Genomic DNA, 13,797 nt, shown 5'->3' with positions numbered 1-13,797 from the left:
TGACGGGTCGACCAGGTCGCCCGGCAAGCGTTACTCTGATGCACGGTCTTGTCAACATGAGTTTCCTGAGAGGCGAGAACGGTGTCGGTGGCTTCGCAGGTCGACAACGACGCGCCGCGTATCGGCGCGCGGCTGAAAGAGGCGCGCCAGAAGAAGCGGTTGACGCTCGACGCGCTCGCCGATACCTGCGGGGTGACCAAGGGGTACCTGTCCAAACTCGAACGAGATCAGGTGAACGCCTCGGTGGCGTCGCTGGTTCGCGTCTGCGCGGCCCTGGACGTACCGGTCGGCTCCCTGTTCGACGACGCCCCGTCCGGCGAGGTGGTCCGCGCACAGTCGTTACCGCGCATCATGTTCGGCGGTGAGGCGATGACGGAGTACCTACTGACACCGGTGGGGGAGCGTCGCGTGCAGGTGCTGTTGGGCCACATCGACGATGGCGGCGGGAGCGGAGCCGAGGCGTACACCCTTCCGCTCGACGTCACGTTCGTGCACGTGATCGAGGGTGAGTTACGGGTGACCTTCGAAGCCGAGGCGGACGGCACGTTCGCGGGTGAGGAGGTACTGCTCGGTCCCGGAGATGCGTTCACCTTCTCGCCGCGGCGCAGGCACAGCTTCCGTACCGAAGGCAGCGGCGGCGCTCGAGTTCTCTGGGTGCTGGCACCGGCGCTGCCCGAGGAGTTGGCAATGAGGAAACAGGAGTTGCATCGATGACGATCACCGTATCGCTCTTCCAAGGCCCCGAACTGGCCGGCGACGTCGACGCCAACCTCGCGGCACTCGACGACGCCGTCATGCGAGCGGCCGCAGCCGGCGCGTCGATCCTGGTGACCCCGGAGATGTCGGTCAGCGGATACGACATCGGCGATCTCGTGCTCCAACGAGCCGAACCGTTCGACGGGCCGATCTTCGAGAGGGTGGCGGCAATCGCTCGATCTCGCTGCGTTGCAATCGTGTACGGATACCCCGAGCTTGCTGGCGAGACGGTGTACAACGCGGTACAGGTGGTCGACGCAACCGGGTTGTCGGTCGCGCGCTACCGCAAGACCCACCTGTTCGGTGAACTCGACCGCGCGCACTTCACTTCCGGCCCGGAACTGCTGGTGCAGTTCGATTTCGGCGGGCTTCGCTGCGGTCTGCTCACCTGCTACGACGTCGAATTCCCGGAAACCGTTCGTGCGCACGCCGACGCCGGAACGCAGTGGTTGATCGTTCCGACCGGCCTGATGACCCCGTTCGAGATCATCGCAACACACGTCGTCCCGACACGGGCCTACGAGAGCCAGCTGTTCGTCACCTACGTCAACCGCTGTGGCGCGGAGACGAGTCTGACGTACTGCGGACTGACCTGCGCCGTCGCGCCGGACGGCACCGACCTTGCGCGCGCCGGTGGGCACGAACAACTTCTGACGGTGGATCTGGATCCGGCCGAGCTCGCTCGATCCCGCGCCGTCAACACACATCTGGCCGATCGCCGCTATGATCTCTACCCGACAGGGTCCTCGCGGCCCGAGCAGGAGACCGACCGATGAGCACACCCGTCACCCCGGACAGCGCAATCGAATCCGGGGACGACCAGCCGCTGACGATGTTCGGCCCGGACTTTCCGTTCGCGTACGACGATTACCTCGCGCATCCGGCCGGCCTGGGACGTGTTCCCGACGCGGCCCTCGGTACCCGGGTCGCGGTGATCGGCGGCGGATTGGCAGGCATGGTCGTCGCTCGCGAACTGCTCGAGCTCGGTTTGGAACCCGTTGTGTACGAATCGGATCAAATCGGTGGCCGGATGCGGTCGGTGCCGTTCGAGGGGCATCCAGGCGTGGTGGCCGAAATGGGTGCGATGCGGTTTCCGCCGTCGTCGACCGCGCTGTTCCACTACCTCGACGCCGTCGGACTCGACACCACACCGTTTCCGAATCCGCTGGCCGAGGTGACGCCCAGTACGGTGATCGATCTCAAGGGTGAGAGCTACTACGCACGCAAACTCGACGATCTTCCACCGGTGTTCGCCGAGGTCGCCGAGGCGTGGAACCGAACGCTGGAGGACCACGCCGAACTGATTCCGTTGCAGCGTGCGATCCGCAAGCGGGACGTGGCCGAGATCAAACGAATCTGGAACGAGCTGATCGTGAAGTTCGACGATCAGACCTTCTACGGTTTTCTTGCCGCCTCCGAGCACTTCTCGTCGTTTCGGATGCGGGAGTTGTTCGGCCAGGTCGGTTTCGGAACGGGCGGATGGGACACCGATTATCCCAACTCGATCCTCGAGATCCTTCGCGTCGTCATCACGGCAGCGGACGACCACCACCGCGGAATCGTCGGAGGTTCACAGCAACTGCCGATGCGGCTGTGGACCGACTCGCCGGCGAACATGGCGCACTGGCCCGCCGGCACGTCGGTGGCCTCGCTGAACGGCGGCACCACGATGTCGCGTGTCACCGAGATCAGGCGCACCGACGGCGGCACCACGATCCACGACGACCGCGGCAACATCCGCACCTACGCCGCCGCCGTCGTGACCGCTCAGAGCTGGATGTTGTTGAGCAACATCAGGTGTGACGACGACCTGTTCCCCATCGACCACTGGACCGCCATCGAACGGACCCACTACATGGGGTCGACCAAGGTGTTCGCGCTCGTCGATCGACCGTTCTGGAAGGACAAGGATCCGGTCACCGGCCGCGATCTGGTGAGCATGACTCTGACCGACCGGATGAGCCGCGGCACGTATCTGCTCGACCAGGGCGAGGGCCGTCCCGGACTGATCTGCCTGTCGTACACGTGGTCCGACGACTCGCTCAAGCTACTGGCCCTCGACCCCACCGAACGCATGAACATCATGCTGCGATCGCTCGAGGAGATCTATCCCGGTGTCGATTTCCGCAGCCACATCATCTCCACACCGGTGACGTTGTCCTGGGAGACCGAACGTGACTTCATGGGTGCCTTCAAAGCCAACCTGCCGGGCCATTACCGCTACCAGGAAAGGTTGTTCACGCACTTCGTCCAGCACGAGCTCGACCCACGACATCGAGGCATCTTCCTTGCCGGCGACGACATCTCGTGGACTGCAGGCTGGGCCGAGGGTGCTATTCACACCGCACTGAATGCGGTGTGGGGCGTCGTGCATCACCTGGGCGGCACGTCGGCACCCGGTAACCCGGGACCTGGCGATGTCTTCGACGCCATCGCGCCGCTTCGGTTGGGTGACTAGCGCTTCGGTCGCAGCGGCCGGGGGGAGCGCTCGTCGAACACGAACAGCGCCAGCGCGATGGTCAGCATGAGGGCAACCATCCAGATCGCCCGCAGCCCGAACAGCTCGACCGCGACTGCGCCGATCAGTGCCCCGCCGAAGAATCCGGAGATGACTGCGCCGAACCGTCGGGCGCGCGTTCCGGCCTCCAGATCGTGTTCGACCACCCGATGAAATGCGGCCATCGCCATGCTGCGGAGATTCCCGGTCGTCATGGTGGTGTTGAACGGCGAATCCACCAGCACGCGAAAGGTGGTCACCTGCACGCCGGCAACGTGAGCGAGGATCACCGAGACCACGGCGTCGGGCACGGTTCCCGGCAGAAAACCGACGACGAGGACGACCAGGATCTCGAACACCAGCACTGCCCGCACCGGTCGTCGCACGATTTTCGCCACCGCGGGCAACGCGATGAACTCCGCGGTTGCAACTCCCAGCACGAAGGCCGCCAGCGGAGGCAGAAAAGCCAGCGCCTCGACCCACCGACCGCCGGCGACATCGACCCCGAGCAGCACCACGTTTCCGGTCTGCGCGCCGGCGAACACGCCGCCGCGGGTGATGTAGGTGTACGCGTCGAGGAATCCACCGACCGCCGCCAGCAGTACTCCGAGCCGAACCGATTTTGCGGTTGCGACGGCGATGTGGGGCTGCGGCGTGGTCACCGACAGAGCTTGGCACACAGGCATGCGGTCACGAGCGCACTCACGCCTGTACCGCAAGGAGTACGAGCAACAATTCCGCTCGCACCCGCGCCGATGTCAGATCGACCGCGAGCAACTCCTCGCAGCGAGTGATCCGGTTTCGCAGGGTGTGCCGGTGGACGGCGAGATGCGTCGCAGCAGTCTCCCAATGCCCGTTGGCCTCGAGAAAAGCCCGGAGCGAGCCGACCAGATCCGCGGTGTGGGTGCGGTCGTACTCGGCCAGCACCGAGATGGTGACGGCCGCCATGGCGCGCAACGACTCCTGGACCGGTTCGGCGGCGAGCAGCATCGATCCGGTGAATTCGACGACGCGATCGTTCGACCCGGCCGCAGCACACGCGAGAGACGCCTGCTTCGACGCCACGGTGGCATCGGCGATGTGGTGGCTGGAGCTGAGGCCGACATAGACCGATCGGGGCAGTGAATCGAGCAGGTGTGCAACGAAATCGGAGTCGTCCGTACCGCGCAACAACACCACGGCTCCGGTGTCGGTCTTCCGGGCGAACGTCGGACGGGCCCGGGAGCGACATTCCACATCGATCGCCTCGACGATGCGTGCCGACGGTCCGCGGAGCACCGCCACCCTGATCCGCGAGTCGTCGTCGGCGGCCTCGACGAGATAGCTCGGCACCTGTGTGTCGTCGGGGGAGGGCAGGTGCCCGTCGAGCAACAAACCGAGAGCCAGCGTGTTGAGCCGGGACTGCTCGGCGCGCAGCCGCGTGGGCTTTTCGAGTTCGAGAGTCACCAGCGACACGGCATGCCCGAGCAGGATCTGTTCGATGCCCGTCACCGGACCCGTCGTGCGAATGGCGAGAAAACTCGATGCTCCGCCGGAGGCCGCGACGGAATGCAGGGTGACGGTGCAGCCCGGTTCGCTGACCGACACGGTGGCCGGCGACGCAGACGGTCGAATGCTCCGCGCAATCTGGCGGGAACTCTCGACGAGGTCGGCTGCCGCTGCCGGATGGAACGATTCGGTGCGGTTGCCGATCAGCGCCACCGATGTCGAGGTGGCGACGGCCAGCTCACGGACGATCGCGTCGACGCCGCCGTGCAGGGCTGCCCGCGTGATTCGGGTCTGTACCGAGGCGGCCCGCAGCACCTGCTCGTACTCCTGCTCGGCGATCCGCTTCATGACCGATCTGATGACGGCGGCGAACGGGGTGTCGTAGGGAACCTCCACGACGGGAAGTCCGACCTCCTCGGCGGCGTCGAGCAGATGACGGGGAACAGTGCTGTGGGACAACCCGACTCCGAATCCCAGGCAGGCGACACCAGCGGCGGCCAGGGTGCGGACGTACGCGCCGAGTGCCGGACCGTCGGAGTCGAATCCCAGTCCTGTCGTCAGGATCAGTTCGCCGCCGGACAACCACGGACTCGGATCGGTGAGTTCGGTCGCCTGCGCGAAGGTGATGGGTGAAGGACTGCGCTCGGGCCCGCCGCGGTGACTCAGGCGGAGGTGTTGCTGTCTCAGCAGCCAGGACATCTCGATGCTCACCGAACGAACTGTAACGCCCTGGCTGCCGAATTGGAGTGCAATCGAACCCTGGGGTGTACACAATGGCACCGGACTTTCAGGTGGGAGCGGTCGCATACTGACTCGACCAGCCCACACGAAAGGTGCGACCATGGCCTCGATCGAGTACCGACTTCCGCAGGAACGCAGGATCGTCACCGCCTTCCCAGGGCCGAAATCGGCGGCGCTGGCACAGCGCCGCAAGGCCGTCGTGGGTGCAGGGGTGGCGTCGACGCTGCCGGTGTACGTGGCCGATGCCGACGGTGGCGTTGTGGTCGACGTCGACGGGAACTCACTGATCGACCTCGGGGCCGGAATCGCCGTGACGACAGTCGGTGCATCCAACCCGGCAGTCGTTGCCGCCGTGCAGGATCAGGTCGCGCACTTCACCCACACGTGCTTCATGATCGCACCGTACGAGGGTTACATCGAGGTCGCCGAGAAGCTGGCCGAGCTGACGCCCGGCGATCACGACAAGCGCAGCGTCCTGTTCAACAGCGGTGCCGAAGCCGTCGAGAACGCGGTCAAGATCGCGCGGCACGCCACCGGACGCTCCGCTGTCGTCGTGTTCGACCACGCGTACCACGGTCGCACCAACCTGACGATGGCACTGACCTCGAAGTCGATGCCGTACAAGAGTGGATTCGGGCCGTTCGCTCCCGAGATCTACCGCGCTCCTATGTCGTATCCGTTCCGCGAAGGTCTGAACGCCGACGGTTCCGCGGTCACCGGTGCTCAGGCTGCGGCGAGGGCGATCTCCGTCATCGAAAAGCAGGTCGGCGCAGGCAATCTCGCGGCCATCCTGATCGAGCCTATTCAGGGTGAGGGCGGCTTCGTCGTGCCTGCCGAAGGATTCCTGCCTGCACTGGCGAACTGGGCGCGGGAGAACGACGTCGTGTTCATCGCCGACGAGGTGCAGTCCGGATTCACCCGCACCGGAGCTTGGTTCGCGAGCGAGCACGAAGGCGTCGTGCCGGACCTGATCACCATGGCCAAGGGCATCGCAGGTGGTATGCCGCTGGCCGCCGTCACCGGCCGAGCCGATCTGATCGACGCCGTGCACCCCGGTGGACTCGGCGGCACCTACGGCGGCAACCCGGTGGCCTGCGCCGCGGCCATCGCATCCATCGAGCAGATGGAGACGCTCGACCTCAATGCCCGTGCCCGCGACATCGAACGCACCGTGTCCGAGCGACTGAACGCGTTGGCGTCCGAGCTCGGCATCATCGGCGACGTGCGTGGCCGCGGAGCCATGCTCGCGATCGAGCTCGTGGTGCCGGGTGGACGTGAGCCCAATCCCGAGGCCACCAAAGCCGTTGCGGCTGCGGCACTCGAGGCCGGGGTGATCGTGCTGACATGCGGTACCTACGGCAACGTCATCCGCCTGCTGCCGCCCCTGGTGATCTCCGACGAGCTGCTGGACGACGCGCTCACCGTCCTCGAAGGCGCGCTTCGCACTGTGGCACAGGGGAACTGACATGTCGGCCCACGATCTGATCTCCTCGCTGCCCACCGATCTGTGGCTCGGCGGTGAGCAGACCCCGTCGGCGTCGGGTGGCCGATTCTCCGTACTGAACCCGGCGACCGGCGAAGAACTCACCACCGTCGCCGACGCCACCGCGGCCGACGGCATCTCCGCGCTCGATCTGGCCGCTGCGGTGCAACCGCTGTGGGCGGCGACGCCCGCTCGTGAGCGAGCAGAGATTCTGCGGCGTGCGTTCGATCTGCTGCAGGAGCGCGCGGACGACTTCGCTCTGCTGATGACCCTCGAAATGGGAAAGTCGTTGGTGGAAAGCCGGGGTGAGGTGACCTACGGCGGCGAATTCCTGCGCTGGTTCAGCGAGGAAGCCGTTCGGATCGGTGGTCGGTTCACCCCAGCGCCTGCGGGCAACGGCCGAATCATGGTGACCAAGGTGCCCGTCGGCCCGGTGCTGGCCATCACGCCGTGGAACTTTCCGCTGGCGATGGGTACCCGCAAGATCGGCCCCGCACTCGCGGCGGGCTGCACCGTCATCGTCAAGCCGGCCGAGGACACCCCGTTGACGATGCTGCTGCTCGGGCAGGTGTTCGCCGACGCCGGGTTGCCCAGTGGGGTGCTCTCGATCCTTCCGGCCTCCGACGCCGCGGCGGTCACCGGACCGTTGATGGACGACCCGAGACTGAGGAAGGTCACGTTCACCGGATCGACCGGCGTGGGAAAGCTGTTGGTGCGCAACGCAGCCGACCGCCTGCTGCGGACGTCGATGGAGCTCGGCGGCAATGCTCCGTTCATCGTGTTCGACGATGCGGACATCGATGCGGCCGTCGACGGGGCGATGCTCGCCAAGATGCGCAACGGCGGAGAAGCATGCACGGCGGCCAACCGTCTGTACGTCGCGAACTCGGTGCGGGAGGAATTCACCACGAAACTGACCGCGCGGATCGAGGCCCTGACGGTCGGTGCGGGTGACCGAGAGGGCACCGACATCGGGCCGCTCATCAACGACAAGCAGCGTAGAACGGTGACGGCACTGGTGGACGACGCCGTGGCGAAGGGGGCACGGGTACGCACCGGAGGTACGACGCCCGATGGTCCCGGATTCTTCTACACGCCGACGGTTCTCGACCGCATCCCGGCCGATGCGAATCTGTTGCAGGACGAGATTTTCGGCCCGGTGGCAGCGATCATCGGATTCGACACCGAGGACGAGGCAGTGGCCGCAGCCAACGACACCCGGTACGGACTGGTGGCCTACTTCTACACCGAGAACCTCGACCGTGTCCTGCGGGTATCGGCAGCACTGGACACCGGCATGGTCGGGGTCAATCGAGGTGCCATCTCGGATGCGGCTGCTCCGTTCGGTGGCGTCAAGGAATCGGGTTTCGGCCGCGAAGGCGGGTCCGAAGGCATCGAGGAATACCTCGAGACGAAGTACATCGCGCTTCGGTAGTCCTGCACGTGTCGCTCCACTCCTCGACCGTCAGCGCGGGAATTCCCGATCGACGGCCGGAAGTGGAGCGATACGTGCCGGTGCGTTCTCAGCCCTCGGCGGCCGTGATCCGGTCTTCGGCCAGACGATCGGCGGCGGCTCCCAGCAGAATGCCCTCCGCACGCGCGATGGCGAAGATGCCGGCGACGGTGTCGCGGATCTTCCCGATCGTGGCCATCACCTCGGCCGAATCCTTGCCGCGCAGTTCGCCTTCCACCTGGATCAGGCCGCCGGCGTTGGCGACGTAGTCCGGTATCCAGACGATTCCGCGCGCAGCCAGCATCGCTTCGACATCGGGTGTGAGCAACTGATTGTTCGCTGCACCGCACACGATGGACGCCGACAATCGAGCCACCGACGAGGCGTCGAGCGTGGCACCCATGGCGCACGGCGCGTAGACGTCGATGTCGGCACCGATGATGTCGGATCCGATGGTGACCCCCGGGAAGTCCAGGGCGATGCGATCGAGCGCGGGTACGTAGGAGTCGCTGACGATCACCTCGGCACCGGCCTCACGAAGCAGCGCGACGAGGTTGTACCCCACCTTGCCTGCGCCCTCGACGCCGACACGCTTGCCGGTCAGATCTTCCGAGCCCCATACCGATTCGGCTGCGGCCCGAAGCGAGAGAAAGACTCCGAGTGCAGTCTGCGGGCCGCTGTCGCCGGTGCCGCCCGCGGTGGTGTTCTTGCCGACGACGTGCGCCGTCTCCTCACCGATGATGTCGAGATCGTCGCTGTTGGTCCCCACATCGCCCGCCGTGACGTAGGTCCCGCCGAGCGAGTCGACGAACCGGCCGTAGGCGCTCAACAGTGTCGGGGTCTTGATGGCGTTGGGGTTGCCGATGATCACCGCTTTACCGCCGCCGAGGTCGACTCCGGCGACGGCTGCCTTGTACGTCATTCCGCGGGAGAGCCGTAGAACATCGGTCAGCGCATCCTGCTCGGATGCGTAGGGGTAGAACCGAGTTCCGCCGAGGGCAGGACCGAGCGTCGTGGAGTGGACTGCGATGATCGCACGCAGACCGGTGTCACGATCCTGGCAGAACACGACGCGCTCGTGGGCAGAGTCGTGCGGCATGTCGGAACGATCGAAGACCCCTGCCGGCAAGGGATCGATCGAGGTGGGTACGGCGGCGGGGCGGTCGGCAACGACGGACACAGGCAGTCTCTTTCGGTGATGAGGCGGCGGTACCCGGAAATGGATGGTATCCGGGAACATGTCCGTCGAAGAGTGCCGTGAGCATGCACGCTGGTCAACCGCCGCTGCCGAGAACGTGCATGTTGCACGGTGGTGCGTTGATCGACTCGGCAGAGCTGGTCTGGCTGCTCAGCGTCGGCCCTCCTCGGCGAGCTGTTCGAGCAACGGCTTGGTGCGGTACTGGATCAACTCCGACATCGCGATGGACATGTTGGTGCGCTCGACTCCGGGGATATCGAGAATGAGACCCGCGATGCGATACAGGTCGTCGGCGTCGACGGCCGCGATGCGGATGTGCATGTCTGCGGCTCCGGACAGCCCGAACACCTCGAGCACTTCCGGGATGGTGCGCAGGTGCTCGGTCACCGCGGCCAGCGTGTGTTGGTTGACCTGTGCGGTGACGAATGCCTGCAGCGGGCGTCCCAGCGACTTCGGTGGGATGCGGTGATCGATCGGAGTGAGCGACCCCTTGTCGTCCCATCGACCGAGGCGCGCCTGGACGGTGTTTCGAGACAGTCCCAATGTGGTGGCGAGTTCGACGCCGGTGGCTCGCGGCCTCGCGCAGAGGGCGAGCAGAAGTCGAGCGTCGGTCTTGTCCAGATCGGTCATTGCGCACTTCCTGTAGCTCGGTCGTTACCCAATATTGTGCACGCTGCGCAGTTCTGAAGTCATCACTTGTGCAGTGTGGATGCCGGTGGTGTTCTTGTGAAGGACATCACATCAGGACGGAGAGTGCCACGACCATGAACACCAACTCGCTGGTTCAGCTGATCAAAGAATCGGGAACAGTGGTGCGCAACGAGACCTACTCGCCCCTTGTCGCCGATATCGACACAGCCGCGATGATGGAGATGTACCGCGATCTCGTTGTCGTCCGGCGCATCGATTCCGAGGCCACCGCACTGCAGCGACAGGGCGAACTGGGCTTGTGGGCGCCGTTGCTCGGACAGGAAGCGGCACAGGTCGGATCCGCTCGTGCACTCGACACCGAGGACTTCGTGTTCGCCAGCTACCGCGAGCACGGTGTCGCTTACTGCCGCGGAGTAGACCCCACCCAGATGCTGCGGTTCTGGCGCGGATCGACGCTGTCGGGGTGGGACCCGTACGAGTACCGCATGACGACACCGGCGATCATCGTGGGATCGCAGGGTCTGCACGCGACCGGGTACGCGATCGGCATGCAGCTCGAGGGTGCCGAGGGCGCAGCCATCACCTACTTCGGCGACGGCGCAACCAGCCAGGGTGACATTTCCGAGGCACTCGGTTTCGCCGCGAGTTTTCACGCGCCGGTGGTGTTCTTCTGCCAGAACAACCAGTGGGCCATCTCCGAACCGGTGACGGTGCAGACGAAGGCGACGATCGCCGCCCGCGGCGAGGGATACGGAATCCCGTCGGTCCGCGTCGACGGAAACGACGTTCTCGCGGTTCTGGCCGTGACCCGGGCAGCGCTGGCGCGGGCGCGTGAAGGCAGCGGCCCGACGCTCATCGAGGCCGTCACCTACCGCATGGGCCCGCACACGACCTCGGACGATCCGACGCGATACCGCTCGGGTGCCACCGACGACGAGTGGCGCGCCAAGGATCCGATCGACCGAATCGAGAAGCTGCTCAGGCGAATCGGCGTGTTCGACGACGCGTTCGCCGCCTCGGTGAAGCAGACGGCCGACGACGTGGCCGCCGAGCTTCGCCGCGGTTGCCTCGAGACCGTCGAACCGGCCGCGATGTCGGTGTTCGACAACGTCTACGCAGATCCCCACCCTCTCCTGGACGACGAGCGCGCTCAATTCGCCTCGTACCAAGCCGGATTCGAAGGAGCCATGTCATGACCACCCTGGAACGGCCCACCAGTCTTCCGTTGGGCAAGGCCATCAACGCAGGTCTGCGGCGAGCGATGGAGAACGATCCGAAAGTCCTGCTGATGGGCGAGGACATCGGCAAGCTCGGCGGCGTCTTCCGCATCACCGACGGCCTGCAGAAGGACTTCGGACCCGGTCGTGTTCTCGACATGCCGTTGGCGGAATCGGGCATCATCGGTACCGCCGTCGGTCTGGCGATGCGGGGATTCCGACCGGTGTGCGAGATCCAGTTCGACGGTTTCATCTATCCGGCGTTCGACCAGATCGTTTCGCAGGTGGCCAAACTGCACTACCGCACCAGTGGAAACGTGAAGATCCCGATGACGATCAGAGTGCCCTACGGTGGCGGAATCGGTGCCGTCGAGCACCACTCCGAATCCCCCGAAGGCTATTTCGCGCAGACCGCAGGTCTTCGCGTCGTCACGTGCAGCAACGCTGCCGACGGCTATTCGATGATCCAGCAGGCCATCGCCAGCGATGATCCGGTGCTGTTCTTCGAGCCGAAGCGACGGTACTGGGAGAAGAGCCCGATCGACCTCGACGCCGACGCGTCGTACCCACTGCACCGAGCGCGGGTCGTCACCGAGGGCACCGACGTCACCCTCATCGCCTACGGACCACTCGTCGCCACCGCGCGCAAGGCCGCCGAAGTGGCTGCCCACGAGGGACTGTCGATCGAGGTCATCGATCTTCGCTCACTCTCGCCGATCGACTTCGAGACCATCGAGGCCTCGGTGCGCAAGACCGGACGACTGGTCGTCACCCACGAGGCTCCGGTGTTCATGGGCCTCGGCTCGGAGATCGCAGCGCGAGTATCCGAACGGTGCTTCTACAACCTCGAGGCACCGGTGATGCGCGTCGGTGGTTTCGCAACCCCGTACCCGGCGTCGAAACTGGAGAAGTTCTACCTCCCCGACGTCGACCGCATTCTCGACGCAGTCGACCGCTGCCGCTCGCACTGACCTCGCGCTCACCGACCGCCGATTTCGACCGAACAGGATTCGACGATGCCCACGATCAAGAGCTTTCCACTACCCGACCTCGGGGAGGGCCTCACCGAGGCCGACCTGCTGACCTGGCTCGTCGCGGTCGGCGACACCATCGAGCTGAATCAGAACATCGCCGAGGTCGAAACGGCCAAGGCAGCCGTCGAACTTCCGTCACCGTTCGCCGGTGTCGTTGCTGCGCTGCATGTCTCGGAGGGCGATACCGTCGAAGTCGGGGTGCCGATCATAGATATCAGGGTCGGTGCCGACAACGAGGACGGTGTGGAGTCGGAGCCCGCCGCGTCCGAGGTGGACGAGGTGGTTGCGGCCGAGGACGAGGACGAACGCGTACCGGTTCTGGTCGGCTACGGAGTGGCGAAGGAAGGCTCCAGTCGACGCGGCGGCCGTGGAACTGCAGCGGTCACCCCGACACCGACCGCGCAGAACGGAAAACCGCTGGCGGCACCGCCGGTGCGAAAGATCGCCAAGGACAACGCCGTCGACCTCGCCGACGTGCCGCCCACCGGGGACCGCGGCGACGTCACCCGCGACGATGTCGAGTCGTATCTGCACGGAGCCGACACTGCAGGGGAGCAGATCCCGTCCCGGGTCGGCCGCGAAGTGCGCACCCCGATCAAGGGAGTGCGCAAGCACACGGCGGATGCAATGGTGCGCAGTGCATTCACCGCTCCACACGTCACCGAGTTCGTGACCGTGGACGTCACCGAAACCCTGACACTGCTGGAGTCCCTACGGTCCTCGGCTCACTTCGCCGACGTACGGCTGACTCCGCTGGCTCTGGTCGCCAAGGCGGTTCTCGTTGCGCTGAAATCGAATCCGTCGCTGAACTCGTCCTGGGACGAGGCCGCTCAGGAGATCGTCACCAAGTACTACGTGAACCTCGGCATCGCCGCGGCGACCCCGCGCGGATTGATGGTGCCCAACATCAAGGACGCCCACGAACTCTCGTTGGTGGATATCGCGCGCGCGCTGTCGGAGCTGACGCGCACGGCCAAGGAGGGCAAGAGCAGTCCTGCCGACCTGGCCGACGGCACCATCACGATCACCAACGTCGGAGTGTTCGGTGTCGATGCAGGCACTCCCATCCTCAATCCTGGCGAAGCTGCCATCCTGTGCTTCGGTTCGATCCGCCGCATGCCCTGGGAACACGAGGGCGAGATCGCGTTGCGGACCGTGACGACACTGTCACTGTCGTTCGATCATCGGCTCGTCGACGGCCAGCAGGGATCGCAATTCCTTGCGCTCGTCGGCCGGTTGCTGAGTGCTCCCATGGATATGATCGCCCTGAGCTGATGTC

At 65.4% G+C, this 13,797-nt stretch carries 12 protein-coding genes; 8 read left to right on the top strand and 4 right to left on the bottom strand.

Translation table 11 applies throughout. From position 1 onward, the window contains the following. Window positions 1-81 precede the first annotated feature (81 nt). The 3 genes from MTX34_RS02295 to MTX34_RS02285 are packed head-to-tail and all read left to right on the top strand — an operon-like array spanning window position 82 to window position 3,214. Window positions 82-714: a helix-turn-helix domain-containing protein gene (locus MTX34_RS02295; RefSeq protein WP_243608294.1), complete on the top strand. Its 633-nt coding sequence runs from the start codon at window positions 82-84 to the stop codon at window positions 712-714. Next, the gene (locus tag MTX34_RS02290; RefSeq protein WP_243608293.1) at window positions 711-1,532 is read left to right on the top strand and encodes a carbon-nitrogen hydrolase family protein; all 822 of its coding nucleotides are present in this window, start codon (window positions 711-713) and stop codon (window positions 1,530-1,532) included. The genes MTX34_RS02295 and MTX34_RS02290 overlap by 4 nt, the downstream gene beginning before the upstream one ends. Continuing rightward, window positions 1,529-3,214, top strand: coding sequence for an NAD(P)/FAD-dependent oxidoreductase (locus tag MTX34_RS02285; protein ID WP_243608292.1), 1,686 nt, complete (start codon window positions 1,529-1,531; stop codon window positions 3,212-3,214). The genes MTX34_RS02290 and MTX34_RS02285 overlap by 4 nt, the downstream gene beginning before the upstream one ends. On the opposite strand, the gene MTX34_RS02280 is transcribed toward MTX34_RS02285, so the two are convergent. Then, window positions 3,211-3,915, bottom strand: coding sequence for a YoaK family protein (locus MTX34_RS02280; protein WP_243608291.1), 705 nt, complete (start codon window positions 3,913-3,915; stop codon window positions 3,211-3,213). The genes MTX34_RS02285 and MTX34_RS02280 overlap by 4 nt on opposite strands. A gap of 40 nt (window positions 3,916-3,955) precedes the next feature. Further along, a complete protein-coding gene (locus MTX34_RS02275; protein WP_243608290.1) occupies window positions 3,956-5,452 on the bottom strand; it encodes a PucR family transcriptional regulator in 1,497 nt (498 codons plus the stop codon). A gap of 130 nt (window positions 5,453-5,582) precedes the next feature. Between MTX34_RS02275 and gabT the strand changes: the two genes are divergently transcribed. Both gabT and MTX34_RS02265 read left to right on the top strand, forming a co-directional pair. Continuing rightward, the gene (gene gabT, locus MTX34_RS02270) at window positions 5,583-6,947 is read left to right on the top strand and encodes a 4-aminobutyrate--2-oxoglutarate transaminase (RefSeq protein ID WP_243608289.1); all 1,365 of its coding nucleotides are present in this window, start codon (window positions 5,583-5,585) and stop codon (window positions 6,945-6,947) included. Window position 6,948: 1 nt separating this feature from the next. After that, window positions 6,949-8,400, top strand: coding sequence for an NAD-dependent succinate-semialdehyde dehydrogenase (locus tag MTX34_RS02265; RefSeq protein WP_243608288.1), 1,452 nt, complete (start codon window positions 6,949-6,951; stop codon window positions 8,398-8,400). 88 nt (window positions 8,401-8,488) lie between these two features. Here the strand turns inward: MTX34_RS02265 and MTX34_RS02260 are convergent, their stop codons facing one another. Both MTX34_RS02260 and MTX34_RS02255 read right to left on the bottom strand, forming a co-directional pair. After that, window positions 8,489-9,517 (bottom strand): Glu/Leu/Phe/Val dehydrogenase dimerization domain-containing protein, encoded by a 1,029-nt coding sequence (locus tag MTX34_RS02260; protein ID WP_279392811.1) that lies wholly within the window; start codon window positions 9,515-9,517, stop codon window positions 8,489-8,491. A gap of 249 nt (window positions 9,518-9,766) precedes the next feature. Then, entirely contained in the window at window positions 9,767-10,246 is a 480-nt protein-coding gene (locus MTX34_RS02255) for an Lrp/AsnC family transcriptional regulator (protein ID WP_243597232.1), read from the bottom strand. 134 nt (window positions 10,247-10,380) lie between these two features. Here MTX34_RS02255 and pdhA point away from each other — a divergent pair, with 134 nt between their 5' ends. The 3 genes from pdhA to MTX34_RS02240 are packed head-to-tail and all read left to right on the top strand — an operon-like array spanning window position 10,381 to window position 13,793. After that, window positions 10,381-11,463 (top strand): pyruvate dehydrogenase (acetyl-transferring) E1 component subunit alpha, encoded by a 1,083-nt coding sequence (pdhA, locus tag MTX34_RS02250; RefSeq protein ID WP_243608286.1) that lies wholly within the window; start codon window positions 10,381-10,383, stop codon window positions 11,461-11,463. Continuing rightward, window positions 11,460-12,455 carry an alpha-ketoacid dehydrogenase subunit beta gene (locus MTX34_RS02245; RefSeq protein ID WP_243597234.1) on the top strand — a complete coding sequence of 332 codons (996 nt, stop codon included), beginning with the start codon at window positions 11,460-11,462 and terminating at the stop codon, window positions 12,453-12,455. Before pdhA ends, MTX34_RS02245 begins: the two co-directional genes overlap by 4 nt. A gap of 45 nt (window positions 12,456-12,500) precedes the next feature. Then, the gene (locus tag MTX34_RS02240; RefSeq protein WP_243608285.1) at window positions 12,501-13,793 is read left to right on the top strand and encodes a dihydrolipoamide acetyltransferase family protein; all 1,293 of its coding nucleotides are present in this window, start codon (window positions 12,501-12,503) and stop codon (window positions 13,791-13,793) included. The last annotated feature ends 4 nt before the right edge of the window (window positions 13,794-13,797 follow it).

Source organism: Rhodococcus sp. ARC_M5, assembly GCF_022810405.1.
GTDB lineage: Bacteria > Actinomycetota > Actinomycetes > Mycobacteriales > Mycobacteriaceae > Rhodococcoides > Rhodococcoides navarretei.
This window is presented reverse-complemented; position numbering and strand designations above follow the sequence as displayed.

What these genes read in the sequence shown, in the direction of transcription:
- gabT (WP_243608289.1), top strand. Translation starts at nt 5,583, where the DNA reads ATGGCCTCGATCGAGTACCGACTTCCGCAGGAACGCAGGATCGTCACC.
- MTX34_RS02285 (WP_243608292.1), top strand. Translation starts at nt 1,529, where the DNA reads ATGAGCACACCCGTCACCCCGGACAGCGCAATCGAATCCGGGGACGAC.
- MTX34_RS02265 (WP_243608288.1), top strand. Translation starts at nt 6,949, where the DNA reads ATGTCGGCCCACGATCTGATCTCCTCGCTGCCCACCGATCTGTGGCTC.
- MTX34_RS02260 (WP_279392811.1), bottom strand. Translation starts at nt 9,517, where the DNA reads ATGCCGCACGACTCTGCCCACGAGCGCGTCGTGTTCTGCCAGGATCGT.
- MTX34_RS02255 (WP_243597232.1), bottom strand. Translation starts at nt 10,246, where the DNA reads ATGACCGATCTGGACAAGACCGACGCTCGACTTCTGCTCGCCCTCTGC.
- MTX34_RS02240 (WP_243608285.1), top strand. Translation starts at nt 12,501, where the DNA reads ATGCCCACGATCAAGAGCTTTCCACTACCCGACCTCGGGGAGGGCCTC.
- MTX34_RS02290 (WP_243608293.1), top strand. Translation starts at nt 711, where the DNA reads ATGACGATCACCGTATCGCTCTTCCAAGGCCCCGAACTGGCCGGCGAC.
- pdhA (WP_243608286.1), top strand. Translation starts at nt 10,381, where the DNA reads ATGAACACCAACTCGCTGGTTCAGCTGATCAAAGAATCGGGAACAGTG.
- MTX34_RS02245 (WP_243597234.1), top strand. Translation starts at nt 11,460, where the DNA reads ATGACCACCCTGGAACGGCCCACCAGTCTTCCGTTGGGCAAGGCCATC.